Source organism: Neorhizobium sp. T6_25 (genome assembly GCF_002968555.1).
Classification (GTDB): domain Bacteria; phylum Pseudomonadota; class Alphaproteobacteria; order Rhizobiales; family Rhizobiaceae; genus Neorhizobium.
This window is the reverse complement of sequence record NZ_PVBL01000010.1, coordinates 156080-182400: the sequence shown is the minus strand read 5'-3', so window position 1 is coordinate 182400 and position 26321 is coordinate 156080. Positions and strand designations below refer to the sequence as shown.

The window sequence follows — 26321 nt, the reverse complement described above, 5'->3', positions numbered from 1 at the left end:
TTTGGTGAGGCCGCGTTCAAAATGAATGGCACGGATCGCCGCTCCCTTCCGTGCTGTCGAATGTAACGCTTCAGTTCAATCGTTCCTGAAAATTTTCATTCGCCAGAGCTGCGTCGCAAGCAGCCAAAGCGGGAGTCTGCCATGCAGAAGCAAGTAATCGAATTCGGCGGCGAGCCCGTCGGTATTGTCATTCCTGACGCGGACCGGCTGAAGTTCATCGCCGTGAAATTCCATGTCATCGATCTGGACGAGCAGCGTTTCGGCTCTGCCGACGAAGTGCGTCTTGCCATCCGCGAGCTGGTTCGCTCGCGCAACAGCGCCTCGGCGGCGCATGTCTGATATTTTTTAAATTCAATTCCAAAAGCCGCCCTTGTGGCGGCTTTTTTATTGCGCTCAGAACGCAGTGAAGGTCATCGTCGTCAGCGAACGCTCGATGCCCGGGATCGACGCGATCTTCTCGTTCACGAAGCGGCCGATCTCATCGTTGTCCTTGATGTAGACCTTCAACAGCAGGTCCCAGTCGCCGCTGGTCGAATAAAGTTCGGACGCGAGCTCGGTCTTGTAGATGGCGTCGGCAACCTCGTAGGTCTTGCCGGGCTTGCAGCGGAGCTGGACGAAAATAGGTTTCATGGACGTCTTCCCGTCGGTCGGATCGCCTGAGCGATCATGATGGACATGTCCGACTATTGGCCGATGCCGTCGCCGTTCGCAAGCATATCCTGGCGATTCTCGTCGCGATGAATTTCCTCGGTGATCCAGTCCCGGAAGGCGGCAAGCGGCGGGTAGGTCGCCCGGTCGGGCGGATAGGCAAGATGGTATTGCCCGGTCTCCATCCTCTCGGCCTCCACGGCGGGCACCAGCAGGCCCTGTTCCAGCTCCCGGCCGATCAGGAATCGCGGCAGCAGAGCCGCACCGAGGCCGGCGGTCGCCGCCTCCACCATGGTCATGAACTGGTCGAACAGCATGCCGTGCAGCCCGTCGAAGACGATCCGGTTCCTGGAAAACCACATTTCCCAGGCATCCGGCCGCGTATTGAGATGCAGAAGCGGCGCCCGAAGCACGTCGGCCGGCGTTTGAAGCTTATGCTTGATCTTGAAGGCCGGACTGCAGGCCGGCAAGACTTCCTCATCCATGAGAAAGGTGAGCGTGGCGCCCGGCCAGCGGGCAGAGCCGAAATGGATCGCGGCATCCAGCGTATCGAATCGGAAATCGAAAGGCTCGAGCCGCGTGATGAGATTTACCACCATGCCCGGATAGGCCTCCAGGAAGCGGCCTATGCGCGGGGTGAGCCATCGCGTGCCGAAAAACGGCAGGACCGCCAGGTTCAGCGTGCCGCCGGAGGGATTGGCCCTGAGATTGAGCGAGGCATGCGAAATGCGCCTGAGCGCCTCCCGCACCTCGCGGGCATACCCGTCGCCGGCGAGCGTCAACCGGATCGTTTGCCGCTCGCGCAAGAACAAGGCCACACCGAGCTGTCTTTCCAGCGCCGAAATCTGGCGGCTGACGGCGCTCTGGGTCAGGCCGAGTTCGTTTGCCGCAGCGGTGACGCTGCCGGTGCGGGCAGCCGCCTCGAAGGCGGAAAGCAGCGAGAATGACGGGAGAAAGCGCCGGGGTGGCAGCATGTCATTCCTCCAGCGAATGATCTGTTGAGAACATGTCGATATTCATCGATAACTGCTCCCTGTAAAGAGTTGGCGATCAACGCTCCCGGACAATCATCATGCTGAACGATCCCCGCTCTCACGGCCTCTGGGAAAAGACCGCCCTCGCCCCGCCGCCCACCACTCGGCTGGAGGAGGCGATATCTGCCGATGTGGTGATTGTCGGCGGCGGATATACCGGTCTCTCGGCCGCGCTGCATCTTGCGCAAGCGGGGACCAATGTCGTGCTGCTCGAGGCGGCCGAGATCGGTTTCGGCGGCGCCGGCCGCAATGTCGGCCTCATCAATGCCGGCATGTGGGTGATGCCCGACGATTTTCCGAAGGAACTCGGCCCGATCTACGGTGAACGCCTGCTCGACCTGCTCGGCAACGGCCCCGCCCTCGTCCGCGAGCTGATCGACAAACACGGCATCGCCTGCGAGCTCGAAAAGAACGGCACGCTGCATTGCGCCGTTGGCCCGGAAGGGCTGAAGGAACTGGAGGAACGCGCTCGGCAATGGCAGGCGCGCCGCGCCCCCGTGACTTTGCTCGACGCCGCCGAGACGGAAAGGCGTGTCGGTTCCACCGCCTATTCCGGATCGCTGCTCGACCTGCGCGCCGGCACGCTGCAGCCGCTCGCCTATGCGCGTGGTCTTGCCCATGCGGCGGTGAAGGCCGGCGCCAAGCTTTATACCGGCAGCGCGGTCACCGGCACCGGTGAGATCGACGGCCGAAAGTTCGTCAAGACCGCTTTCGGCCAGGTCACCACCGACTGGGTGATCGTCGCAACCGATGCCTACAGCACAGGCCCCTGGGAAGAGGTGCGGCGCGAGCAGGTGCACCTGCCCTATTTCAACCTCGCCACCACGCCGCTCAGCGACAACCTGCGCCGCTCCATCCTTGCCGGGCGCGAGGGTTGCTGGGACACAAAGGAAATCCTCTCTTCCTTCCGCATGGATCAGGCAGGCCGGCTGGTCTTCGGCTCGGTCGGTGCCTTGCGCGGAACAGGTACGGCGATCCACAAGAGCTGGGCTCGGCGCTCGCTGAAGCGCATCTTCCCGCAGCTCGGCGAGGTGGAATTCGAGGCCGAGTGGTACGGCAAGATCGGCATGACCGACAACGCTTTGCCGCGCCTCCACAAATTCGGCCGCAACACGATCGGTTTTTCGGGCTATAACGGCCGGGGCATCGCGCCCGGTACGACGTTCGGCAAGCTGCTTGCAAGACATATCCTCGGGGAGACCTCCGAGGCCGACCTGCCGCTGCCGCTTTCTAACCCGCAGGAACCGGCCTTCCGCGCCATCAAGGAAGCCTATTACGAGGCGGGCGCACAGGTCGCCCATTTCGTCGGCGAGCGGTTCTGATTGCGAAACCGCCACCGATTTGTAGATTGACGAAAATTACACATCCGGAGACTGACATGACGCTCGCCACACTCGATCTCGCCGCTGAGGTGAAAAACATTCTGGGCGGTCTCGGCGTAAAGGCCGAAAGTTATACCGGCGGCACGCTCGCCGTCCGTTCGCCCATCACAGGCAAAGAGATCGGTAAACTGCCGGAAGAAACCGCAGCAGGCGCCGCAAAGGCGATCGACGCCGCCCACGCAGCTTTCCTCGAATGGCGGCTGGTGCCGGCCCCGAAGCGCGGCGAACTGATCCGTCTGCTCGGCGAAGAATTGCGTGCAGCCAAGACCGCACTCGGCCGGCTGGTCTCGATCGAAGTCGGCAAGGTAACCTCCGAAGGTCTCGGTGAAGTGCAGGAAATGATCGACATCTGCGATTTCGCGGTCGGTCTGTCCCGCCAGCTCTACGGCCTGACCATCGCCACCGAACGCTCCGAACACCGGATGATGGAAACCTGGCATCCGCTCGGCGCCATCGGCATCATCTCCGCCTTCAATTTCCCGGTCGCTGTCTGGTCCTGGAACGCGGCGCTCGCCATCGTCTGCGGCAATTCCACCGTCTGGAAGCCGTCGGAAAAGACGCCGCTAACCGCGCTCGCCACCCAGGCGATCTTCGAAAAGGCGCTCGCCCGCTTCATCGCCGACGGCGGAAAGGCCCCCAAGAATCTGTCGACCGTCCTGATCGGCGGCCGCGATATCGGTGAAGTGCTGGTCGACCACGACAAGATCCCGCTGGTTTCCGCGACCGGCTCCACGGCCATGGGCCGGGCCGTCGGCCCGCGCCTTGCGTCGCGCTTCGCCCGCTCGCTGCTGGAACTCGGCGGCAACAACGCCGCGATCGTCGCCCCGACCGCCGATCTCGACCTGACGCTGCGCGGTGTCGCCTTTTCCGCCATGGGCACGGCCGGCCAGCGCTGCACCTCGCTGCGCCGCCTCTTCGTGCATGACAGCGTTTATGAGACGCTGGTGTCACGCCTCGCCAAGGCCTACCAGTCGGTGACGATCGGCAGCCCGCTCGAAAACGGCAATCTCGTCGGCCCGCTGATCGACAAGACGGCTTACGACAAGATGCAAAAGGCGCTGGAAGCCGCAAAGGCCGAAGGCGGCAAGGTGACCGGCGGCGAACGTGTCCACCAGGACGAGGCGGCCGACGCCTATTACGTCCGCCCGGCGATCGTCGAAATGCCGGCCCAGTCCGGTCCGGTCAAGGACGAGACCTTCGCCCCGATCCTCTACGTGATGAAATATTCGAGCTTCGACGAAGCGCTCGCCCTGCACAATGATGTGCCGCAGGGCCTTTCCTCCTCGATCTTCACCAACGATATGCGCGAGGCCGAAACATTCGTCTCCGCCCGCGGCTCGGATTGCGGCATCGCCAACGTCAATATCGGCCCTTCGGGCGCCGAGATCGGCGGCGCGTTCGGCGGCGAGAAGGAAACCGGCGGCGGCCGCGAATCCGGCTCCGACGCATGGCGCGTCTATATGCGCCGCGCCACCAACACCCTGAACTACGGCCCCACCCTGCCGCTCGCGCAGGGCGTCAAGTTCGACATCGAATAACCGATGGCCGAAACGCTGAACCTGCTGACCGATATCGAGGGCGTGGCCGTCGGCCATGCCACCGATCTTGCCCTGGGGTCGGGCGTCACGGCGATCATCTTCGACGAACCGGCGATCGCCTCCGGCTCGGTGCTCGGCGGCGCCCCGGGCGGGCGGGACACGGCTCTCCTCGATCCATCGATGACCGTGCAGACGGTCGATGCCTTCGTGCTGTCGGGCGGCTCGGCCTTCGGTCTCGATGCGGCCGGCGGCGTGCAGTCGGGCTTGCGGGAAATCGGCCGCGGTTTCCAGGTCGGCAGCGTCCGCGTGCCAATCGTACCGCAGTCGATCCTGATGGATCTCCTCAACGGCGGCAACAAGGACTGGGGCCTGCATTCGCCCTATCGCGACATGGGTTACGAGGCCTTCAGGGTCGCCACTAAGGGTGAATTCGGGCTCGGAACCATTGGAGCCGGAACGGGCGCCACGACGGCGACGTTAAAGGGCGGCATCGGCTCGGCAAGCGCCCGGACTTCGACAGGCCATACGGTCGCGGCCCTGGTTGCCGCCAATGCCCTTGGCTCGGCAACGATAGGCGAAGGCCCGCATTTCTGGGCCGCTCCCTTTGAGGAGGACAAGGAGTTCGGCGGGCTTGGACTGCCTCCGACCTTCGACAATCGCATGCGCCTCAAGGGCCGCAATGTGACCTCGACGACGATTGGCGTCATCGTCACCGATGCCGTGCTGACCAAGGCACAGGCGCACCGGCTTTCCATCCTCGCCCATGACGGCCTGGCCCGCGCGATCCTGCCGGCGCACCTGCCCTTCGATGGCGACACGATCTTTTCGGCGGCGACCGGTGCGAAACCACTGAGCGAGCCATCGGATTTCATGGAAATCTGCCATCTGGCAACGCTGGTGACCGCCCGTGCCGTGGCCCGCGGCGTCTACGAGGCAACGGCTTTGCCCAATGCCAACGCCCAGATCGCTTGGCGCGACAAATTCATTTCGCCGGCTCAATAGTTTTCAAGGCTTCTTCGAGCCGTGGCCATTCGCGCTCACATGGAAGGCCGATCCTCAGATCCTCGGGCCGTTCCTCGAACCGACGCACCAGAATGCCCCGCTCTCCAAGGTGCCGGAAAGCCGCCTGCGCGCGCAGATCCCGGATGAAGCGGAACAGCGACGTCCCGCCCGCAACAGGTATTCCCGCGGCCCCGAGCAGGGCATCCAGCCGCGCCGCATCCTCATTCAACCTCAGCCGCATCACGCCCTGCCATCTCACATCGGCGAGCGCCTCGTTCGCCACGTGCAATGCCGGACCGGACACCGCCCAGGGACCCAGCCGGTTCTCGATTCTCGCCACGGTTTCCGGATGTGAGATCACGAAGCCGAGCCGCAGGCCCGCCATGCCGTAGAACTTGCCGAAGGAGCGCAGCACCACCAGCCCGCCGGCATCAACCGCATCCGCGACGCTCGATGCTTCCGAGACATCCATGAAGGCTTCGTCCACGACCAACAGCCCACCTTTCGCACGCATGACTGCCGCTAGCGCCAAAAGGTCGGCACGCGGGACGATCCGGCCTGTCGGGTTGTTGGGGTTGACGATGACGGCGAGGTCCGCTTCCGCCAACCGATCCAGACCGTCGGTTTCGGTGACTTCCAAACCGGAAAGCCGCGCCGCGCGGGCATGCTCCGCATAGGTGGGCGAAAGAACCGCGGCACGGCCTTTCCGGGCGACCAGATCCGCGACCATCGGCAGCAGGATCTGCGTCCCCGGCCCGGCCGCGACACGTGCCGCCGACGGCGCGCCGTAGGCAGCAGCGGCAAGGGCCTTCAGCCTTTCCGCCGATGCGACGTCAGGCAGTCGCGTGAAAGCATTGTCGGGCAGGGGCGAATACGGATAGGAATGCGGGCTGATACCGGTGGAAAGATCGACCCAGGGTTCCGGCGCATGTGGAAACAGTGCCCGGGCACGGGAAAGATTGCCGCCGTGCTGTATCGGACCGCCAACTTCGTCGCCAATCTCAGGGCCTGCCAACTTCATGTTCCTTCTCGCATTTTTCGCCCTGATCACAGAGCGCATCGTGGGTTATCCGGACTGGCTGTTCCGGCGCATCGGCCATCCGGTCACCTGGATCGGCGCACTGATATCCCGGCTCGACCGCGATCTGAACCGTGAAAGCGACGACTTTTCCACGCGCAAGCGGAAGGGCGTGTTCGCGCTTCTGGCATTTCTCGGGATCACCATCCTGCTCGGCCTGGTGATCGAATACGACCTGAGAATGATCCCCCTCGGGCCGATCCTGCTGGTCGTGATCGCTGCTAGCCTGCCGGCGCAGAAGAGCCTTGAAACCCATGTCGAGGCCGTCGCGACGGCGCTGCGATACGGAGGCCTGGATGCCGGGCGGAAAGCGGTCTCGAAAATCGTTGGGCGCGATCCGGAAAAGCTCGACGAAGCCGGCGTCTGCCGGGCCGCGATCGAGAGCCTGGCGGAGAATTTTTCGGACGGCGTTGTCGCGCCGGCTTTCTGGATGGGGATCGGCGGTCTTGCGGGGGGCGTCGGCTACAAGGCGGCCAATACCGCCGACAGCATGATCGGCCACAAGCTGCCGCGTTACGAGGCCTTCGGCTGGGCGGCCGCGCGGTTCGACGATCTCATCAACCTGCCCGCCTCGCGCCTGAGCGCCCTTCTTTTCGTGGTCGCGGCAGGTTTCATCGATCGCGCCTCGCCGGGCAACGCGATCCGCGCCATCAGGCGGGATGCCCGCCATCACCGGTCGCCGAATGCCGGCTGGCCGGAAGCGGCGATGGCCGGCGCGCTCGGCATCGCGCTCGCCGGGCCGCGCAGCTATGGCGGACAGATGATCGAGGCGCGCTTCATGGGCGAGGGCGGGCGTTCCGAGCTCACCTACGACGACATTCGCCGCGCGCTGAAACTCGCCCGCGTCGCCGACGCACTGCTGATCGGCCTTTTCGGCCTCTTGGCATGGATCATCTGGCAAGTTTGAGCAGCCCATCGAGATCGAGATGCTTTTCCATATGGCCGGCCAGCCGGTCGAGCACCGCGTCCACGCCTGCCTCGTAATCGAGGCCGGAGGTAGAGCCTCCGAGCCTCGTCAGCCAGGCCGACCGCTGCCGATCGTCGGAAAACAGACCGTGAAGATAGGTGCCCCAGACGCGGCCATCCGCCGATATCGCGCCTTCCGGGTTGCCGCCGACGATTGAGAACGGGCATTGGCAATCCACGCCCGACGTCCGCCCGATATGCATTTCATAGCCGGACAGGGAAATTCCGTCGAAGCTTTCGCCTGAGACGGCCTCCAGCCGTTTATCGCCGGAAAGAACGGTCTCCACATCCAGCAAGCCCAGCCCGTCGATCGAGCCGGGCGGCCCTTCGGTTCCGTCCGGATCGGAAATGGTTTTTCCAAGCATCTGGTACCCGCCGCACAGGCCAAGCACCCGACCGCCGCGACGGACATGGGCGGCGATATCGACGTCGAAACCGGCCGCCTTCAGCGCCCGCATATCGGATATCGTCGCCTTCGAACCAACCAGCAGCACGAGATCGCAATCGCCGGGAATGGCCTGTCCCGGCCGAACCCGGATGAGATCGACATCCGGCTCCGCTTCCAGCGGGTCGAGATCGTCGAAATTGGAGATATGCGGCAGGATCGGCACCGCGATCCTGATCTTCGCACCGGCCTTTCGCACTGACGGTGCATTGAGGCCAAGCGCATCTTCGGCCGGCAGCCGGGCCGCGTCGGCAAAATGCGGCAACAGCCCGACCGAATGCCAGCCGGTGAGTTCCCCGATCATTCGCATGCCGTCGGCGAACAAGTCTGGGTCGCCGCGAAAACGATTGACGATAAAACCCCGGATCATCGCCGCATCGTCGGGATCGAGCACCAGCCTGGTGCCGGCAAGGCTGGCAATCACCCCGCCGCGGTCGATATCGCCGATCAGCACCACCGGCACGTCAGCGGCCCGGGCAAACCCCATATTGGCGATGTCGTTGTGGCGAAGATTGATTTCTGAGGCGCTGCCGGCGCCTTCGACCAGGACGAGATCGGCCTGGTCGCGAAGGATATCGAAGCTTTCCAGGACCCGCGGCATCAGTGTCCGCTTGAGCATCTGATACTCGGCGGCCTTGGCATTGCCTTCGACCCTGCCTTGCACCACCACCTGCGCCCCGACCTCGCTCTGCGGCTTCAGGAGCACGGGGTTCATGTGGACGCTGAGCGGCGCGCCGGCGGCGCGCGCCTGCAACGCCTGCGCCCGGCCGATTTCGCCGCCATCCGCGGTGACCGCGGCATTGTTCGACATGTTCTGCGGCTTGAACGGCATGATCTTCAGGCCGCGAGCCACGAAGGCGCGGGCAAGCCCGGCCACGACCAGCGACTTGCCCACATCCGAGCCCGTTCCCTGAAACATCAGCGCCCGAGCTGGCTTGGACCCAACCATGGCTAAAACTCGATGCCGGCCTGGGCCTTCACGCCCGCCTTGAAGTGATGCTTGACCAGCGACATCTCGGTCACCATGTCGGCGGCCTCGATCAGCGCCGGCTTGGCGTTGCGGCCGGTGACGACCACATGCAGATCCGGCCGCCGTGCCTGTAGCGCGGCGACGATCTTGTCCAGATCGAGATAGTCATAACGAAGCGCGATGTTGAGTTCGTCGAGGATGACGAGCCCGATCGTCTCGTCCGCCATCAGCTCGAGTGCCTTTTCCCAGGCCTTTTCCGCCGCGGCGACGTCGCGCTTCAGGTCCTGGGTCTCCCAGGTGAAACCTTCGCCCATCGTATGCCAGACGACGCGGTCGCCGAAGACGGCAAGGGCCGGCTGCTCCCCGGTCGACCAGGCGCCCTTGATGAACTGCACGACGCCGACCCGGCGGTTGTTGCCGAGCATGCGCAGCGCCAGGCCGAAAGCGGCTGTGGATTTGCCCTTGCCGGGCCCAGTATGGACGATGAGAAGACCCTTTTCCTGGGTCTTCTCGGCCACTTCCGCATCCTGAACCGCCTTGCGGTTCGCCATCTTGGCGCGGTGGCGCTCGACGGACGCCTCGTCGATCTCCTTCACCGGGAAACAAGCTTCGCCGGAGATCCGGCAGAAGCTTCCTCGCCAGCGCGGAACTTTTCGCGGACGACCCCGGCAAGCGCGCCGAGCACCGCCCAGAACACCAGGTTGGTGGCATAGACGGCGTTGACGAAGCGGGCATGGAGATCCATCGGGACCGCCGTTTCATGGCTTGGCGGCAGCGGCGCGCCGACCAGATGCGGGGCGATCAGCAGCACGATCGCAAGCGCTGCGAACACGGCCGAGCGGGTATAGGCGAGCAGGCCGAGACCCACTGCCGTGCAGACCGCCGTCGAGACCCACCAGATCTGGCGCGGGCCGAGTTCCGCAGCCGGCATGCCGGGCAGTTCCGGCGGCAGGCCGAGGCCGGGCGCGAGAATGACGGCGAGGAAGCCGGCAATGCCGAACATCAGGCCGCCGCGCCAGCCCTTGAAGCCGCTGAACGCTTCCGAGGCGGCAACGAGGACAAGTGCAAAACCGATAGCCGACAGCATGTCGGCGGCAGCAGTATAGATGAAACGCTCGAAGCCATCGGCGGGAGCCCAGGCTTCCTCACCGTGGTGATGCTCGGCGGCGGATGCCGTGGCACCTGCGGCCGGTGCAGCATCATGGCTGTGGCCCGCCTCGGGCGCGGCATTCTCGAACACTTCCGCCTGCAGGATCAGCGGCACGGTGGAGAAGCTCTGCATCACGGTCAGCAGCAGTCCGGACAAAAGCCCGGCGATCACCGCCGTGAAGACGATGTTGCGAAACAACGACATTGGGGAGAACTCCTCAGTGGCAGGGGAAGGCGAGCGAGTGGCGCGTGTCATGCGCGGCGTTATGGACGACTTCCAGATGCGAGAAGCCGACAAAGCCGACGATGAACAGGCCGAGCAAGGCCGTCATGCTGAGGGGAATGATTTTCGAAGCGGAGAGGCTGACTGCAGCTGCAGCAGAATTCGTAACCATGGTCTCGTCCTTTCGCCCTCCACCCGAGGGCCGTTCACGTTCTTTGCCGCCTCTGGCAGGTCTCCTGGCTCGCGGATCGGACGCCTTCTCCCGCCTTCCCAGGATACCGTTGGCCGGATTTCCCAGTGGCTTGACGGCCGGACGGCCGTTTTGGTCGAAGACTTTCCGCTTACAGTTGCGGGGGCAGCCGCGGGTTGGACGGCAGAAATCCGTCGCACCGCATTCCCTCTAAAACCCTTTCGGGCACCATAGGCTCGGTCACTATAGACGAATTCGGCGTGACGGCAATCGCCTTTGCGACGCATTGACATGGGCCTGCGACCGGGCTTAGTTGAAGAGAGATGGTCCCTTTCCGGCAACGGGGAGGGCTAAGAGAGAATGCGGTGCGATCCCTTTTCAGGATCAATGCCGCGGCTGCCCCCGCAACTGTAGGCGGCGAGCCATTGCCTAAAACGGCCATTTGGCCGTCAAGCCACTGGGAAATCCGGCCAACGGTATCCTGGGAAGGCGGGCAAATGGCGATGACCCGCGAGCCAGGAGACCTGCCGTCCGATTAATTTTGCTTCACCGGGCGGGGTGCTCCGGAGGAAGTTTCTCGATCACCGCAGAGGGATTTCGACCTTCTGCTCCGCGCCCCGATTTTTTCGACCCCGGCGGGAACGCGGCTGACCGATGAGTGACCACCGACCAGATGATCCGGCAACCGCCGGCCCGGCAGATGTGACGATTTTCGTCTGCACCAATTGCCGTGATGCGTCCGACGGCGAAATCCGGCCGGGCATCGCACTGATCGCGGCGCTGCGCGAGGCAGCAAGCGGCAAGCCGCTCGCGGTAAAGCCGGTCACCTGCCTTGCCAATTGCGAAAAAAGCCCGAGTGCCGCGTTTAATCACAAGAGCGGCTGGTCCTATGTCTTCGGCCACCTGTCGCTCGACAATGTCGAGGATATCGTCACCGGCGCGATGATGCTGGCCGAGGACGAACGCGGCTTCCTTCCCCTTCGCGGCCGCCCGACCTGCCTGCGCGGCAAGGGCATGACGGCCCGTATTCCACCCTTTCATCACCACGAGGACATGCCATCATGAGCGTTTCGTTCGACCGCGTTCCCTGCACCGTCGTTACCGGGTTCTTAGGCGCCGGCAAGACCACGCTGATCCGCAACCTGATCGAAAACTTGAAGGGCAAGCGGCTGGCGATCATCGTCAACGAATTCGGCGATGTGGGCATCGACGGAGACGTCCTGAAGGGCTGCGGCATCGAAAGCTGCCCGGAAGACAACATCATCGAGCTTGCCAACGGCTGCATCTGCTGCACCGTGGCGGACGATTTCGTGCCGGCGATCGACCGGATCCTGGCGATCGAACCTCGCGTCGATCACATTCTCATCGAGACCTCCGGCCTCGCGCTGCCGAAGCCCCTCGTCCAGGCCTTCCAGTGGCCTGACGTTAAAGCCCGAGTGACCGTCGACGCGGTGATTGCCGTGGTCGACGGACTGGCACTCGCCGAAGGCCGCGTCGCCGACGATCACGAGGCGCTGGAAGCGCAGCGCGACGCGGACGGTTCGATCGACCATGACGATCCGGTCGAGGAAGTGTTCGAGGACCAGGTGGCTTGCGCCGACATGATCGTGCTCACCAAGAGCGACCTCCTGGATGCCGCCGGCCTCGCGACCGCCAGGGATCGCGTGTCCGCGCATCTGCCGCGTGCCGTGAAGATCGTCTCGGCCGCCAACGGCGCCATCGATCCGGCCGTGCTGATCGGCCTCGGCCTTGCCGTCGAGGACGATATCGAGAACCGCAAGACGCACCATGACGACGAACTCGACCACGATCACGACGATTTCGACAGCTTCGTCGTCGATCTGGCCACAGTCACGGATGCCGAACAGCTCGCCGCCCGCATCTCCGCCACGGCGGAGGCCGGAAACGTGCTGCGTATAAAAGGCTTCGTGGAAGTCGCGAACAAGCCGATGCGCCTGCAGGTTCAGGCGGTAGGATCGCGCGTGAACCATTATTTCGACCGCGCCTGGGCACCCGGCGAAGCGCGGACAAGCCGCCTTGTCGTGATCGGCGAAAAAGGCATCGACCGCGCCGCGATCGAAAGGATGCTGGCCGCGTAAGAAGGCCCCGAGGGAAGGATGCACATACTCGCCACCACATCGTCGTCGCTTGACGACCTCATCGAACCGGTCGACCTCAATCAGTCGCCGGCCGATGTGGTGGTGCTGTCCTTTTCCGGCAGCGACCTGAACGGCCTTTCCGCCGTCTGGGGTTCGAATCTGCCGAGCCTGCGGCTGACCAGCCTCTCCGATCTCCGCCATCCGATGTCCGTCGATCTCTGGATCGAGAAGACAGCGGCCCATGCCAAGATCATCCTGGTGCGCATTCTCGGCGGTTACGATCGCTGGGCTTATGGCGTCGAGGAACTTTCGCGCATGGCGAAGCGGAAAAAGATCGCGCTGGCGCTGCTGCCCGGCGAATGCAGCATCCGCGACGAACGACTGATCACGGCCTCGACCGTTTCGGAAGACCGGATCGCCGGCATCCTGAGCTGCTTCCGCGAAGGCGGGCCGGCCAACATGCGGCTTCTCGCGAGGTTGCTGACGACGCTGGCCGAGGGCAAAACGGAAACGCTGCCGCAGGCAGCCCCGGTGCCGAAGGCCGGCTATTACGCACCCGGAACAGGCATCGTCGAGGCCAACGACCTGCTGGCCCGTTTTGCGCCGGACGCGCCGCGCTTGCCGATCCTGTTCTATCGCTCCATGCTGCTTGCGAATGACGCGGCGCCGATCGACGCGCTGTTCGAAGCGCTGAAAAAGCGCGGTTTTGCACCTGTGCCGATCTTCGTCGGGGGTCTGAAGGAGCCAGATGCACTGGCCTTCGTCGAACAGGCGGTCTCGGACCTGAAATCCGCGGCCATCCTTTCCGCCACCGCCTTTGCCAGCGGTACGGATGGCAAAGGCGAAACGATTTTCGACCGCACCGGCGTGCCGGTCTTCCAGATCGTTGTCGCCACGACCCACCGCGATGGCTGGGCCGAGAACCGGCGCGGCCTCAACCCTGCCGACCTCGCCATGCACGTCGTCCTGCCGGAGCTCGACGGACGCATCCTGGCCGGCGCGATCTCCTTCAAGGCAGGCGAAAGCTCCGCCAACCTCGTCAACCAGCCGGAACCGGACCGGATCGAACAGGTCGTCGAGCGTATCGCCGCCTTCCTCCGGCTGAAAACCACGCCACGGCCCGAGCGCAAGATCGTCATCCTTATGCCGGACTACCCGAGCGCACCGGGCCGTACCGGTTATGCCGTGGGTCTGGACGTGCCGCAGAGCGTGATCGGGATACTGCACGAACTATCGGTAGCCGGCTACGGTGTTTCAGACATCCCCGAGACTCCGCGTGATCTCCTGGACCGCCTAAGTGCCAAATCCGCCGGCCACGCACGCTCCGCCTACGATCCCCTACCCGTTGCAGAGGCGGCGTGGGGCGAGCCCGAAGCCGATGAAGACCTCAGGGACGGCGCTTTCCGTTTCCGCGCCGCGAGCTTCGGCAATATCACCGTCGCGCTCGCGCCCGATCGCGGCCGCAATGCCGATCGCCGCGCCGACTATCACAGCCCGGACCTCCCCCCGCGCCACGCGCTGATCGCCTTCGGCCAATGGATGCGCGAAACGCTCGGCGCGCATGCGATCGTCCATGTCGGCGCGCATGGGACACTCGAATGGCTGCCAGGCAAGACCGTGGCGCTGTCGAAGGATTGTTTTCCGGAGATCGTTACCCGCGGCCTGCCGGTCATCTATCCCTTCATCGTCTCCAATCCGGGCGAGGCGGCGGTCGCCAAACGGCGGATCGCTGCTGTCACCATCGGCCATCTGCCGCCGGTCCTGGCCGGCGCCGGTCTTTCCGACGAACAGAAGAAGCTGGAACTGCTGGTCGACGAATATGCGCAGGCCGACGGCCTCGATCGCCGCCGCCGCGACCGGCTGGCCAAGCTGATCGTCGAAACCGCCCGCGACACCGGACTGGCCGGCGAGGCCGGCGTTTCGAACAGTGACGATCCGGATGCGGCGCTGACCCGCATCGACGCATTTCTCTGCGATCTCAAGGATTTTTCGATCAAGGACGGCCAGCACGTTTTCGGGCAGGTGGCGCCCGGCGATGACGATACGCTGCGCGTCCAAAGCGCCGAGACCGAACGACAGGCACTTCTCGACGCTCTCGACGGCAAGCACATCCGCCCAGGCCCATCCGGTGCCCCGGCCCGCGGCCGCCGCGACGTGATGCCGACCGGCCGCAACCTGTTCGCCAGCGATCCGCGCACGCTGCCGACGCCGACCGCCTTCGAACTCGGCAAGCGTGCGGCCGACGAAATCCTGCGGCGTTATCTCCAGGATCACGGCGACTGGCCGAAAAGCCTCGTCTTCGACCTCTGGGGCAGCGCGTCCCTGCGCAGTGGCGGCGAGGAAGTCGCCCAGGTTCTGGCGCTGATGGGGGCGAGACCCGTGCAGGATATGGCGACAGGCCGTGTCACCGGTATCGAAGTCCTGCCGCCGGCAGCGCTCGGCCGCCCGCGCATCGACGTGACGCTCAGGATCTCCGGCCTGTTCCGCGACATGTTTCCCGCCCTGATCGCCCTGCTCGACGCCGCGATGCGCGCCATTGCCAGCCGCGAGGAAGCGCCGGGCGACAATCCTCTCGCCGAAGAGACACAAACGCTCGGGCACGTACCGTCCCGCATCTTCGGTTCGGCACCGGGCACCTACGGCTCCGGCATCGAGGAAAAGCTCGCAGGCGGAACCTGGGCGGAACGCGAGGAACTGGGCCGCCTCTATCTCGATGCGACAAGCCATTCCTTCGGCGGCGCAGAGGGCGATGCCAGCCACGTGCCCGGCAAGTTCGCGAACCGCATCGGCACAGCCGATCTGCTGGTCCATACGGGCGACGATCCGGGCCGCGACCTGCTGGACGGCTCGGCCGATGTCGCCTTCATCGGCGGCTTTGCGGCGGCTGTCGCGGCACTCGGCGGTAAGGCGGATGTGATCGCACTCGACACGACCGATCCGCAAAAACCCCGCGCCCGTTCGATTTCCGAAGCGGTAACCCGCGTGGTGCGCGCCCGCGCTGTCAATCCACGCTTCATCACCGGTCAGATGCGCCACGGTCCGCGCGGCGCAGCGGAACTGGTGGAGACGGTCGACCGCCTGATCGGTTTTGCCGAAACCACCCATGCCATTCCGCAATCGCTGATCGAAGCGACCTACGACGCCTATCTTGGCGATGAAAAGGTCCGCGACTTCCTGCTGAGCCAGAATCCCGAAGGCGCCCGCTTCATGGCCAAGCGTTTCCGCTCGGCCCTTCGCCGTGGCCTCTGGCATCCCCGCCGCAACGCGGTGGATGCCGAGCTCGAAATGCTCACCCGGGAGAAGGTCGCATGACGGCGCTCTCCCTCGACCGAAGCACGCTGGATATGCGCCGCGGCGCCTGCCCCGCCCTCTCCGCCCCGATGCAGACCGGCGACGGGCTCCTTGCCCGCGTCGCGTTGATCGATGTCATCACGCCGGGACAACTGGCGGAGCTCTGCCGGCTGGCGCGGCGCCATGGCAACGGCATTCTCGATATTTCCGCCCGCGGCAACCTGCAGGTCCGGGGACTGAGCGAGGCCTCGGCTCCCCTCCTCGATGCCGATGTGCGCGCGCTGAACCTGCCGCTTCGCGAGGGACTTGCTGTCGAAACTCCGCCGCTGGCGGGGATGGACGATACCGAGATCGCCGATCCGCGCGCCATAGCCGAGGCGATCCGGCAAGGTGCGCGCGACATCCTCGGCCTTGCTCCAAAGATGTCGGTGGTGGTTGACGGTAGCGGACGGCTCAGGCTTTCCGATCTCCTGGCCGATATCCGGCTCACCGCCGTTTCCGGCGATGAAGGCATCCACTGGACCCTGCTTTTGGGCGGGACCGAGACAACCGGCCGTGTTTTCAATGTTTTGCGTGAAACAGATGCCGTCTCCGCGACGCTGGCGCTGCTTCGAAAGCTCGGCGAAAAGGGACAGAAGGCGAGGGGACGCGATCTCGCCGCCGGCTTGCCCACGAACGATGTGCCCAGCCGGCCAGCCTCGCCTTTCGGCACCTTCCGCCTCTCCAAAGATCTTTTCGCGGCAGGCATCGGCCCGGCCTTCGGTCAGGCAAACGCCGAGGACCTGATCGCTCTTTGCGACGAATCCGAGCGACTGGGAATACAGTCCCTGAAACCGGCCCTCGACCATTCGCTCCTGTTCTTTGGCCCTCAAACTGCCTGCGAAGCGCTCACCGCTTTTGCCGGCAGCAATGGCTTCGTCACCTCGCCGAGCGATCCGCGTTCGGCGATTGCCGCTTGTCCCGGAGGCCCCGCCTGCAATTCCGCAACCGTCGCCACCCATGAACTCGGCGCCAAAGCGGCGGAAGAGTGCCGCGATCTGCTGGACGGCTCGTTCAAGCTGCACGTGACCGGCTGCCCGAAGGGCTGCGCCCATCCGCAGCCGTCAGCGCTTGCACTCTGCGGGACGGCTGACGGCCTTTCGCTCATCGCCGGAGGAAAAGCGGCTGACGAGCCCTTTGCCTCGGTCGCTTTTGCCGATACCAACAACTCCCTTCGCCGCATCGCCGATCTTGTCCGAGACGAAAGGCGCGCCGGCGAAAATTCCGCCGCCTGCCTCGCCCGTCTGGGACCGCGCCGGCTTGCTGCGGCCGTTACGTCAGGAAGACCATGAACAGTTACGATTACATTCGCGAAGGCGACGCGATCTACGAAAAGTCCTTCGCGATCATCCGCGAGGAAGCGGATCTCTCGCCTTTTTCGTCGGAACAGGCCGAGATCGCGGTGCGCATGATCCATGCCTGCGGGCTGGTCGAGGCGGCTCAGTATTTCCGGTTTTCCAAGGATTTCATCGCCCAGGCACGCGGCGCGCTGCATGCCGGCAAGCCGATCTACTGCGACGCCGAGATGGTGGCGCACGGCATTACCCGCGCCCGCCTGCCGGCCCACAACCAGGTGATCTGCACGCTGCGCGACAGCCGCACGATCGAGCTCGCCAAAACGCTTGGCAATACCCGCTCGGCGGCAGCACTCGACCTGTGGGACGAGATGGAAGGCGCAGTCGTTGCGATCGGCAATGCGCCGACCGCGCTCTTCCGCCTGCTCGAAATGCTCGACGCCGGCGCGCCGCGCCCGGCTGCCATCATCGGCATGCCGGTCGGTTTCGTCGGCGCGGCGGAATCCAAGGAGGCGCTGATGGAAGCGACGCTCGGTATTCCCTATGCGATCGTGCGCGGCCGCATGGGCGGCTCGGCGATGACGGCTGCCTGCATCAACGCACTGGCGAGGGCCGGACTGTGAACGCCGCGCTCATCAAGGGCAGGCTTATCGGCGTCGGCACCGGACCCGGCGACCCCGAACTGCTGACGCTGAAGGCGGTGCGCGCCATCCAGGAAGCGGATGTGATCGCCTTCTTCTGCAAGAAAGGCTCGAGCGGCAACGGCCGCGCCATCGTGGAGGCACATATCCGGCCGGGTACGCTCGAATTGCCGCTCGTCTATCCGGTCACCGTCGAGACCCACAAGGGCGAGGCCGATTATCGCGGCCCGATCGCCGATTTCTTCGACCGCTCCGCGGACGACATCGCCGCGCATCTCGATGCGGGCAGACACGTCGCCGTGCTGAGCGAAGGGGACCCGCTGTTCTACGGATCCTACATGCACCTGCATGTGCGGCTGGCCGGCCGCTACCACGCGGAAGTGATAGCCGGCGTCACCGCCATGTCCGGCTGCTGGTCGATGACCGGCATGCCGCTCGTCCAGGGCGACGATATTCTAAGCGTGCTGCCCGGAACCCTGTCCGAAGAGAAGCTTGCGGAGCGGCTTGAAAACACCGACGGCGCAGTGATCATGAAGGTTGGCCGCAACCTGCCAAAAATCCGCCGGGCGCTGGCCTCCGTCGGCAAGCTGTCTGGAGCGCTCTATGTCGAGCGCGGCACGATGGCCAACGGCGCAGCGCAACGCCTGGAAGAGCGCGACGAGAGCCCCGCCCCCTATTTCTCGATCGTCCTCGTGCCCGGCTGGAAGACACGGCCATGACAACCGGTTCGCTGACCGTCGTCGGCCTTGGCCCCGGCAATCCCGACCAGATGACGCCGGAGGCGGCGGCCGCTGTGACGTCTGCGGAGGATTTTTTCGGCTATTTTCCGTATATCGACCGTTTGAACCTCCGCCCCGACCAGCGCCGTCACGCATCCGATAACCGGGAGGAACTGGCGCGCGCCCGCGCCGCGCTCGAAATGGCAGCGGGCGGAGGCAAGGTCTGCATCGTCTCGGGCGGCGACCCCGGCGTGTTCGCCATGGCCGCCGCAGTCTGCGAGGCGATCGACGAAGGTCCGGCCTTATGGCGCGAGATCGATTTTTCGGTCGTTCCGGGCATCACCGCCATGCTGGCCGTCGCGGCCAAGGCCGGTGCGCCGCTCGGTCATGATTTCTGCGCCATCTCGCTTTCGAACAATCTGAAGCCCTGGGATGTGATCGAGAAACGCCTGGTCGCAGCGGCGACGGCCGGGTTCGTGATGGCTTTCTACAACCCGATCAGCAAGGCGCGCCCGCATCAGCTCGGCGAAGCCTTCGATATCCTGCGCGCCCATCTGCCCGGCACCGTGCCGGTGATCTTCGGCAGAGCAGCCGGCCGGCCGGATGAAGCTATCCGCATCGTGCCGCTCGCCGAGGCGGCAAGCGATATGGCCGACATGGCGACCTGCGTGATCGTCGGCACGGCCGAGACCCGGCTGATCGAGCGCGAGAACCTGCGGCCCATCGTCTATTCGCCGCGTTATTTCAAAGGCGCCGGCGCATGATCGAGCCAGGCGAGCATTTCATCGACAGTTTCGACGGACGGTACATCCGGCAGATCCGGACGGCGGATCAGCACGACGTCGATGCCGAGTTCGCGCGCAGCGGCGATCTTGCCGTAGCTCGCCGGCCCGCCGCTGTTCTTGGCGACGATCGCCTCGATGCCGTGGTCTTGGAGAAGCTGGGCCTCGTCCGCCTGTTCGAAGGGGCCGCGCGCGGTCAGATAGACGGCATTCGGGACGGAAAGCGGCGGCTCGACCGGATCGACGCTGCGGACCAGGTAGTGGTGCTGAGGCGCGGCCTCGAAGGGCAGAAGCTCCTGCCGGCCGAGCGTCAGGAATGCTTTTCGCGGGACCTCTCCCAGGGCATCGACCGCATCGGCGACACCGTCGACTTCGATCCAGCGGTCACCGGGCTGCCTCACCCAGGCCGGCCGTCGCAGGGCCACAAGCGGAACGCCGGAAATCTCGGCGGCTTCGGCTGCATTGCGGGAAATCTGCGCCGCGTAAGGATGCGTCGCCTCGATCAGGATCGAGATGCCTTTTTGCCGGAGATAGGCGGCAAGCCCTTCGGCACCGCCAAAACCGCCGACACGCACCGGCACGGGCTGCGCGGCCGGCGCGCGCGTGCGCCCGGCAAGCGACAGCTCGACGGTAAACCGTGGATCACCAGCGAGCTTTCCGGCCAGCACGCGAGCTTCTGCCGTGCCGCCGAGAATGAGGATGGAGTGTTGCAAGATGCCTCCTGAATCAGCGCAGAAACCTTTAAACCAAAGCCGCTGGCTGTCCATCGTCGGCATTGGCGAGGATGGCGTCCCGGGCCTCGGCGACAATGCCCGCTCGGCAATTGCATCCGCCGTCGTTGTCTTCGGCGGCAGGCGGCATCTGGAACTGGCAGCCTCCGTTATCACCGGCGAAGCCCGCCCATGGCCGACACCGTTTGATGCAACGATGCGCGACGTCGTGGCGCTGCGTGGCCAAAAGGTCTGCGTTCTGGCTTCCGGAGACCCCTTCTTCTTCGGCGTCGGCGCAACGCTGTCCCGCCATGTCGCGCCTGAGGAATATACCACCTATCCTGCCCCCTCAGCCTTTTCTCTGGCCGCCTCAAGACTCGGCTGGCCGCTGCAGGACATCGAAACGGTGTCCTTGCATGGCCGTCCGCTCGAACACATCCGACCGCTGCTGCATCCTGGCCGGCGGATCATCGCGCTGACATCCGATGAGAACGGTCCGGCGGCGTTGGCGGAGCTTTTGTCCCGCACCGGTTTCGGGCCGTCTCGAATGACCGTCCTTGAGTCTCTGGGCGGCGCGGCGGAACGTATCCGTTCGCAGCAGGCGGATGAGTTTGCGCTACCGGATATCCACGTGCTGAATGTCGTCGCCATCGACGTGAAGGCCGATGCTGGAGCCTTTATTCTTCCGCGCGCTTTCGGGTTGGACGATACGCTGTTCGAACATGACGGGCAGATCACCAAGCGTGAAATCCGGGCGCTGACGCTCTCGGCACTGGCTCCGCACCGCGGCGAACTGTTGTGGGATATCGGCGCCGGCTCGGGCTCGATCGGCATCGAGTGGATGCTCGCCGACCCATCCCTGAAGGCGATTGCGATCGAAGCCAACGCCAATCGGTCAGCACGGATCGGGCGGAATGCTTTGGCATTCGGCGTGCCTGGCCTGCGCATCGTCGAAGGTGAGGCGCCGGCGGCTCTGGCCGGCCTGCCGCAGCCCGATGCGATCTTCATCGGCGGCGGCGGCAGCGAGCCCGGCGTTTTCGACCAGGCCCTGGAGGCGTTGAAGCCCGGCGGACGGCTGGTCGCCAATGCCGTGACACTGGAAATGGAAGCGGTTCTCCTGGCAGCGCATGCGAAACTCGGCGGCGAACTGATCCGCATGGAGGTTTCGCGCGCAGCGCCGATCGGCGGCATGTCGGGCTGGAAGCCGGCCATGCCGGTCACCCAATGGAGTTGGACGAAACCCGGAGTGAAGCCATGATTGCCGCGGGTCTCGGTTGTCGCAAGGGGACGTCCGCGGAAGCGCTGCTTTCGGCGCTTTCTGCCGCCTGCGCCGAAGCGGATATTTCACGTGAATCCGTATCCGTTCTGGCGACCGGCGAGATCAAGCGGCATGAGCCGGGGATGATCGCGCTTGCGGAGCGGCTGCGCCTGCCCTTGCAGATTGTCGACGAGGTGGCGCTAAAACAGGCGGAAACCCGCACCAGAACCGTTTCGAAACACAGTCTTGCGCAAACGGCCACGCCAAGCCTTTCCGAAGCCGCGGCACTGGCTGCCGCCGGCGAGGCTTCCGAACTGATTGTCGCGCGGCTGATTGCCGATGGCGCCACCTGTGCGCTGGCACGCTCGAAGGACCATTCATGACCGTGCATTTCATCGGCGCCGGACCGGGCGCCGCCGACCTCATCACCGTGCGCGGCCGCGATATTCTCGCCCGCTCGCCGGTCTGCCTTTATGCCGGCTCGATCATGCCGAAGGAACTGCTCGACTATTGCCCGAAGTATGCGCGGATCGTCGATACCGGGTCGCTGTCGCTGGACGATATCGAGGCGGAATATGTGGCGGCACATCAGGCCGGCCAGGATGTCGCGCGGCTGCATTCCGGCGATCTTTCCGTCTGGAGCGCGGTTGCCGAACAGATCCGCCGGCTGGAGAAGCACGGCATCGACTATACGCTGACGCCGGGCGTGCCCTCCTTTGCCGCCGCCGCCGCGGCTCTGAGGCGGGAGCTGACCATCCCGGAAGTGGCGCAGAGTCTTGTGCTCACCCGGGTTTCCGGCCGCGCTTCGAAAATGCCGGACGGCGAGACGCTCTCTGCCTTTGGTGCGACCGGCGCGACGCTGGCAATCCACCTCGCCATCCACGCGCTCGACCGTATCGTCGCGGAACTGACACCGCTTTATGGCGCCGATTGCCCGGTCGCAATCGTGGTTCGCGCCTCCTGGCCGGAAGAACGGATCATCCGCGGCACGCTTGCCGATATCGAAGCGAAGCTGGCGGCGGAGCCAGCTGAACGGACTGCGCTGATTTTCGTTGGCAAGGGCCTGGGCGCTGCCGATTTCGCCGAGAGCCAGCTTTACAATGCCGATTACGTGCGCCGCTTCCGTCCCGGCTGGCCTCAGGCCGGCGATAAGGATTCCGAATGATCGGACGGGGTAAACGCGGTCTGGCCGACCAACCGGCCCTCGCGATCGTAGACCAGGATTTCCAGCGCAATCTCGGGCTGTTTGAGCGCCTTGGCGGCCGTCTTCCAGGCGAGCGCGGCAATCCGGTCGCCCAGCGCCAGGCCGTTTTCGCCGGCGAGCGCGAACGCTTGGGATACGGTATTGGCGGCCGCTATCTGCGCCGCAAGTTCATCGCTCGCCCCGGCTTCACCGGCGAGTTTCGCCAGAGCTTCGAGATCGGCCAGTCCGCGCTTGGAGTGGACGTCGAGCATGCCCTGCGCGAGCTTGGTCATCTTGGCGACGCCGCCGGCGATCGTCACTTTCGGCACCGGATGATCGCGCAGATATTTCAGCATGCCGCCGACGAAATCGCCCATGTCGATCAGTGCGATCTCGTGCAATCCATGATGCGCCTGCACCGCCTTTTCGGACGTGTTGCCGGTGGCGCCTGCCACATGGTCGAGCCCGGCGGCGCGCGCCACGTCGATGCCGCGCCAGATGGAATGGATCCAGGCCGAACAGGAAAAGGGAATGACGATCCCCGTCGTGCCGAGGATGGATATGCCGCCCAGGATTCCGAGCCGGCCGTTGAGCGTCTTCTCGGCAATTTTTTCCCCATCGGCGACGGAAATCTCGACCTCGAAATCGGCCTCTTCGCCGGCGACCTCGGCGATCGCCTGGGCGATCATCTTGCGCGGCACCGGATTGATGGCGGGTTCGCCAACGGGCAGGGGCAGACCGGCGCGGGTGACGGTGCCGACGCCTTCGCCGGCCTTGAAGGTGATGCCGCTGCCGGTCGCGCCGCGCCGCACGGTGCTCTTGATCAGCGCCCCATGGGTGACGTCGGGGTCGTCGCCGGCATCCTTGATGATCCCGGCTCTCGCAAATCCCTCGCCGGTTTCTTCGGCGGCGAGCGCGAAGGACGGCGTCTGCCCGCCGGGCAAAGTCACCTCGACCAGGTCGGGAAATTTTCCGGAAAGGAGGGCAAGACAAGCCGCCTTGCTCGCCGCCGCCGCACAGGTTCCCGTGGTCCAGCCACGACGAAGGTTCTTGCCATCCACTTCCATGGCCGTTTCTATAGCCCGACCGGGGCCGAGCGTCACCGGTCAAAGGTCCGCATATGAATGAAAGCATCGAAACTATCGTCGCAGCACCCGTCTTCGAGCCTGGCCATGTCTGGCTCGCGGGCGCCGGCCCCGGCCACCCGCGTTACCTGACGCTGGAAGTAGCCGACGCAATCGGCAAGGCGGACGTGATCGTCCATGACGCGCTGGTCTCCGACGGCGTGCTGTCGCTCGCGCCGACCGCCGAGCTTGTCTTCGTCGGAAAACGCGGTGGCAAACCCTCCGTCGCCCAGGATGACATTACCGGCCTGCTGATCGAACTCGCCCGCAAGGGCCGGCGTGTTCTGCGGCTGAAGGGCGGCGATCCCTTCGTGTTCGGGCGCGGCGGCGAGGAGGCGGAAGCACTTGCCCGGGAACACATTCCGTTCCGCGTCCTGCCGGGCATGACCTCCGCGCTGGCGGCTCTCGCTTCCGCCAACATTCCCGCGACGATGCGGGGGATGAGCCGCGCGATCACGCTTGCGACCGGCCATGCGGCCGGCAGTCCCGGCGACCTGGACTGGAAGGCGCTGGCGAAAACCGGAGAGCCGATCGTCGTCTATATGGGCGTCAGCACGATCGGCACCATCGCCCGGCTGCTGATCGAAGGCGGGCTGTCGCCGGAAACGCCGGTCGCGGTGCTGATGGCGGCGACGACGCCGGACGAACGTTCGCTGACCGCAACGCTTGCGACGGTCGAGGCCGAGGTGGCGCGGCAGAAATTCGCCGCTCCTGCCCTGATCGTCATCGGCCGGATCGTCTCCATGCAGGCCGTCCTGTCGGGGGGCAGGCCATGACCGCCCGCGCGCTTATCATCGGTGCGCCGCGTTCCGGCTCCGGCAAGACCAGCGTCACTATCGGCCTGCTGCGCGCCTTTGCCCGCCGCGGCGTCAAGGTCCGCGGCATCAAGACAGGCCCGGATTATATCGATCCGGGTTTCCACGAGGCCGCGACGCATCGGCCGGGCCTCAACCTCGACAGCTGGGCGATGGCGCCGGACCTGCTGCGGCATCTGGCGCGCGGACAGGCGGAAGATGCCGAACTGCTTCTGATCGAAAGCGCCATGGGCCTTTTCGACGGTATCGTCAGCGAAGAGAACCGTTCCGGCGCGGCCTCCGATCTCGCCCGGCTGTTCCGCCTGCCCGTGCTACTGGTGCTGGACGTTTCCGGCCAGTCCCAGACCGCCGGCGTGATCGCCTACGGCTTTGCTCATTACGATCCGACCGTGAAGATTGCAGCCTGCGTGCTCAACCGGGCCGGCAGCGAACGACACAAGAAACTCTGCGGCGATGCCATCCAGGCGGCCGGAATTCCTGTCGTCGGCACCGTCCTGCGTGATCCCTCGCTGGTTCTGCCCGAACGGCATCTCGGCCTCGTGCAGGCGAGCGAACATCCGGAAATGGACGCCCATATCGAGCGGCTGGCCGACGCCATGGAAGCCTCGCTCGACCTCGATGCGATCTATGCCGCCGCAAAACCCTTCAATATTCCCGGCGGTTCGACGGAAAAATCACTACGTCCGCCCGGCCAGCGGATCGCGCTGGCGCAGGATGCCGCCTTTACCTTCCTCTACCCGCATCTGATTCGCGAATGGCGCTCCGCGGGCGCGGAGGTTGTTCCCTTCTCGCCCCTGGCCGATGAAGCGCCGGCTGCTGGCTGCGACGTCTGCTGGTTGCCGGGCGGATATCCCGAACTGCACGCCGGACGGCTTGCGGCAGCCGAGAATTTCAAGACCGGCCTAACGCGATTTGCGGAAACAAAACCCGTTCACGGCGAGTGCGGCGGCTACATGGTACTCGGAGAAACGCTGGAGGATGCCGATGGCGAAACGCACGCCATGACGGGTCTCCTGTCCCATCGCACCAGTTTCGCCAAACGGCGGATGAACCTCGGTTACCGCCAGGCGGAGATCGCCGAGAACAGCCCGCTCGGCGGCAAGGGCGATACGATCCGCGGCCATGAGTTCCACTATGCCAGTGTTGTTTCGCCGGGGACCGACCAGCCGTTTGCAACGATCGCCGATGGTGGCGGCAAGCTGATAGGTCCGACAGGCGGCCGCCGAGGCCTGGTCAGCGGCGCCTTTTTCCACGCGATTGCACGCGGCTAACCGGCAGCGGCTGAAAGCGCCCGAAGCGCCGCAACCGCACGTTCGGCGTCCGCCGCCGGCACGAAGATATGGTCGTGGTAATAGGCCGCGACGACATTCGCGCTGACGCCCTCTTTGGTGAGTGCCGCCGCCATCGCCGCGGTCATGCCGACCGCTTCCAGCGAGGAATGCACCATCATGGTGATGCAGCGAAGCGGCGCGCTCGAGGCAAGCCCCGCGTCGTCGGCAACGCCTTTCGGCAGTATCAGCGTCAAACCTTCCTTCTCGAAAAACAATCCGATCGGCTTCAGCGCCAGATAATCGTGCATTTTCTCGGGCGGCACGGTCGCATAGACGAATTCACCGTCGACAAGAACCGGCTCAAGGCTCGCAAGCAAGGTGGAAAGGTGGGTGATTCCGCTCATGAGGCCTCCAAAGATCGCTCCATAACCGAGGTTAAGACGGCGATTCACGACCCGCAAGACCCGAT

General features: G+C 64.9%; 27 protein-coding genes and 2 riboswitches. Of the genes, 17 read left to right on the top strand and 10 right to left on the bottom strand.

Annotated elements, in window-relative coordinates; all coding sequences use genetic code 11:
- Positions 1-141: 141 nt before the first annotated feature.
- Positions 142-339, top strand: a complete 198-nt coding sequence (locus C5L10_RS16300; RefSeq protein ID WP_007765631.1) for a hypothetical protein — start codon at positions 142-144, stop codon at positions 337-339.
- Positions 340-393: 54 nt separating this feature from the next.
- On the opposite strand, the gene C5L10_RS16295 is transcribed toward C5L10_RS16300, so the two are convergent.
- A complete protein-coding gene (locus C5L10_RS16295; protein ID WP_007765628.1) occupies positions 394-630 on the bottom strand; it encodes an Lrp/AsnC ligand binding domain-containing protein in 237 nt (78 codons plus the stop codon).
- Between the two features lie 53 nt (positions 631-683).
- Positions 684-1622, bottom strand: a complete 939-nt coding sequence (locus C5L10_RS16290; protein ID WP_105430531.1) for a LysR family transcriptional regulator — start codon at positions 1620-1622, stop codon at positions 684-686.
- A gap of 98 nt (positions 1623-1720) precedes the next feature.
- On the opposite strand from C5L10_RS16290, the gene C5L10_RS16285 reads away from it, so the two are divergent.
- The 3 genes from C5L10_RS16285 to C5L10_RS16275 are packed head-to-tail and all read left to right on the top strand — an operon-like array spanning position 1721 to position 5604.
- Entirely contained in the window at positions 1721-3004 is a 1284-nt protein-coding gene (locus tag C5L10_RS16285; RefSeq protein ID WP_105430530.1) for an FAD-binding oxidoreductase, read from the top strand.
- Between the two features lie 56 nt (positions 3005-3060).
- On the top strand, positions 3061-4602 hold the full coding sequence (locus C5L10_RS16280; RefSeq protein ID WP_105430529.1) for an aldehyde dehydrogenase family protein: 1542 nt from the start codon (positions 3061-3063) through the stop codon (positions 4600-4602).
- A 3-nt stretch (positions 4603-4605) separates the two neighbouring features.
- Positions 4606-5604, top strand: a complete 999-nt coding sequence (locus tag C5L10_RS16275) for a P1 family peptidase (RefSeq protein ID WP_105430528.1) — start codon at positions 4606-4608, stop codon at positions 5602-5604.
- Here the strand turns inward: C5L10_RS16275 and cobD are convergent.
- On the bottom strand, positions 5585-6625 hold the full coding sequence (gene cobD / locus C5L10_RS16270) for a threonine-phosphate decarboxylase CobD (protein WP_105430527.1): 1041 nt from the start codon (positions 6623-6625) through the stop codon (positions 5585-5587). The two genes, C5L10_RS16275 and cobD, sit on opposite strands and share 20 nt — an antisense overlap.
- On the opposite strand from cobD, the gene cbiB reads away from it, so the two are divergent.
- A complete protein-coding gene (cbiB, locus tag C5L10_RS16265) occupies positions 6624-7589 on the top strand; it encodes an adenosylcobinamide-phosphate synthase CbiB (RefSeq protein WP_105430526.1) in 966 nt (321 codons plus the stop codon). The genes cobD and cbiB overlap by 2 nt on opposite strands.
- On the opposite strand, the gene C5L10_RS16260 is transcribed toward cbiB, so the two are convergent.
- Genes C5L10_RS16260 through C5L10_RS16245 form a run of 4 tightly spaced genes read right to left on the bottom strand, consistent with a single transcriptional unit; the run spans position 7573 to position 10607 of the window.
- Positions 7573-9042: a cobyric acid synthase gene (locus C5L10_RS16260; RefSeq protein WP_105430525.1), complete on the bottom strand. Its 1470-nt coding sequence runs from the start codon at positions 9040-9042 to the stop codon at positions 7573-7575. The two genes, cbiB and C5L10_RS16260, sit on opposite strands and share 17 nt — an antisense overlap.
- A gap of 2 nt (positions 9043-9044) precedes the next feature.
- Entirely contained in the window at positions 9045-9659 is a 615-nt protein-coding gene (gene cobO / locus C5L10_RS16255; protein WP_037087557.1) for a cob(I)yrinic acid a,c-diamide adenosyltransferase, read from the bottom strand.
- On the bottom strand, positions 9656-10417 hold the full coding sequence (locus C5L10_RS16250; RefSeq protein ID WP_105430524.1) for a CbtA family protein: 762 nt from the start codon (positions 10415-10417) through the stop codon (positions 9656-9658). The genes cobO and C5L10_RS16250 overlap by 4 nt, the downstream gene beginning before the upstream one ends.
- A 13-nt stretch (positions 10418-10430) precedes the next feature.
- Positions 10431-10607, bottom strand: coding sequence for a CbtB-domain containing protein (locus C5L10_RS16245; protein ID WP_037087553.1), 177 nt, complete (start codon positions 10605-10607; stop codon positions 10431-10433).
- A 36-nt stretch (positions 10608-10643) separates the two neighbouring features.
- Positions 10644-10873: riboswitch (cobalamin riboswitch) on the bottom strand.
- Positions 10874-10932: 59 nt separating this feature from the next.
- Positions 10933-11172: riboswitch (cobalamin riboswitch) on the top strand.
- A gap of 107 nt (positions 11173-11279) precedes the next feature.
- Between C5L10_RS16245 and C5L10_RS16240 the strand changes: the two genes are divergently transcribed.
- Genes C5L10_RS16240 through C5L10_RS16210 form a run of 7 tightly spaced genes read left to right on the top strand, consistent with a single transcriptional unit; the run spans position 11280 to position 19473 of the window.
- Positions 11280-11690, top strand: coding sequence for a DUF1636 domain-containing protein (locus C5L10_RS16240; RefSeq protein ID WP_038547130.1), 411 nt, complete (start codon positions 11280-11282; stop codon positions 11688-11690).
- Positions 11687-12724 carry a cobalamin biosynthesis protein CobW gene (gene cobW / locus C5L10_RS16235; RefSeq protein ID WP_105430523.1) on the top strand — a complete coding sequence of 346 codons (1038 nt, stop codon included), beginning with the start codon at positions 11687-11689 and terminating at the stop codon, positions 12722-12724. Before C5L10_RS16240 ends, cobW begins: the two co-directional genes overlap by 4 nt.
- 18 nt (positions 12725-12742) lie before the next feature.
- Entirely contained in the window at positions 12743-16036 is a 3294-nt protein-coding gene (cobN, locus tag C5L10_RS16230; protein ID WP_105430522.1) for a cobaltochelatase subunit CobN, read from the top strand.
- A complete protein-coding gene (cobG, locus tag C5L10_RS16225) occupies positions 16033-17346 on the top strand; it encodes a precorrin-3B synthase (RefSeq protein ID WP_105430521.1) in 1314 nt (437 codons plus the stop codon). The genes cobN and cobG overlap by 4 nt, the downstream gene beginning before the upstream one ends.
- Positions 17343-17972 (top strand): precorrin-8X methylmutase, encoded by a 630-nt coding sequence (locus C5L10_RS16220; protein WP_105430520.1) that lies wholly within the window; start codon positions 17343-17345, stop codon positions 17970-17972. The genes cobG and C5L10_RS16220 overlap by 4 nt, the downstream gene beginning before the upstream one ends.
- Positions 17969-18709, top strand: a complete 741-nt coding sequence (locus C5L10_RS16215) for a precorrin-2 C(20)-methyltransferase (RefSeq protein ID WP_105430519.1) — start codon at positions 17969-17971, stop codon at positions 18707-18709. The genes C5L10_RS16220 and C5L10_RS16215 overlap by 4 nt, the downstream gene beginning before the upstream one ends.
- The gene (locus C5L10_RS16210; RefSeq protein ID WP_105430518.1) at positions 18706-19473 is read left to right on the top strand and encodes a precorrin-3B C(17)-methyltransferase; all 768 of its coding nucleotides are present in this window, start codon (positions 18706-18708) and stop codon (positions 19471-19473) included. Before C5L10_RS16215 ends, C5L10_RS16210 begins: the two co-directional genes overlap by 4 nt.
- Here the strand turns inward: C5L10_RS16210 and C5L10_RS16205 are convergent.
- Entirely contained in the window at positions 19449-20204 is a 756-nt protein-coding gene (locus C5L10_RS16205; protein WP_105430517.1) for a cobalt-precorrin-6A reductase, read from the bottom strand. The genes C5L10_RS16210 and C5L10_RS16205 overlap by 25 nt on opposite strands.
- 1 nt (position 20205) lies before the next feature.
- Between C5L10_RS16205 and cbiE the strand changes: the two genes are divergently transcribed.
- The 3 genes from cbiE to cobM are packed head-to-tail and all read left to right on the top strand — an operon-like array spanning position 20206 to position 22624.
- On the top strand, positions 20206-21459 hold the full coding sequence (cbiE, locus tag C5L10_RS16200) for a precorrin-6y C5,15-methyltransferase (decarboxylating) subunit CbiE (RefSeq protein ID WP_105430516.1): 1254 nt from the start codon (positions 20206-20208) through the stop codon (positions 21457-21459).
- A complete protein-coding gene (locus C5L10_RS16195) occupies positions 21456-21842 on the top strand; it encodes a cobalamin biosynthesis protein (protein WP_105430515.1) in 387 nt (128 codons plus the stop codon). The genes cbiE and C5L10_RS16195 overlap by 4 nt, the downstream gene beginning before the upstream one ends.
- Entirely contained in the window at positions 21839-22624 is a 786-nt protein-coding gene (gene cobM, locus C5L10_RS16190) for a precorrin-4 C(11)-methyltransferase (RefSeq protein ID WP_105430514.1), read from the top strand. Before C5L10_RS16195 ends, cobM begins: the two co-directional genes overlap by 4 nt.
- On the opposite strand, the gene C5L10_RS16185 is transcribed toward cobM, so the two are convergent.
- Positions 22597-23709: a cobalt-precorrin-5B (C(1))-methyltransferase gene (locus tag C5L10_RS16185; protein WP_105430513.1), complete on the bottom strand. Its 1113-nt coding sequence runs from the start codon at positions 23707-23709 to the stop codon at positions 22597-22599. The genes cobM and C5L10_RS16185 overlap by 28 nt on opposite strands.
- Positions 23710-23762: 53 nt before the next feature.
- Here C5L10_RS16185 and cobA point away from each other — a divergent pair, with 53 nt between their 5' ends.
- The gene (gene cobA, locus C5L10_RS16180; protein ID WP_105430512.1) at positions 23763-24542 is read left to right on the top strand and encodes a uroporphyrinogen-III C-methyltransferase; all 780 of its coding nucleotides are present in this window, start codon (positions 23763-23765) and stop codon (positions 24540-24542) included.
- Positions 24539-25852 (top strand): cobyrinate a,c-diamide synthase, encoded by a 1314-nt coding sequence (locus C5L10_RS16175; protein ID WP_105430511.1) that lies wholly within the window; start codon positions 24539-24541, stop codon positions 25850-25852. Before cobA ends, C5L10_RS16175 begins: the two co-directional genes overlap by 4 nt.
- Here C5L10_RS16175 and C5L10_RS16170 read toward each other — a convergent pair.
- Complete coding sequence (locus C5L10_RS16170) at positions 25849-26256, bottom strand: ACT domain-containing protein (RefSeq protein WP_105430510.1); 408 nt, start codon at positions 26254-26256, stop codon at positions 25849-25851. The genes C5L10_RS16175 and C5L10_RS16170 overlap by 4 nt on opposite strands.
- Positions 26257-26321: the final 65 nt, after the last annotated feature.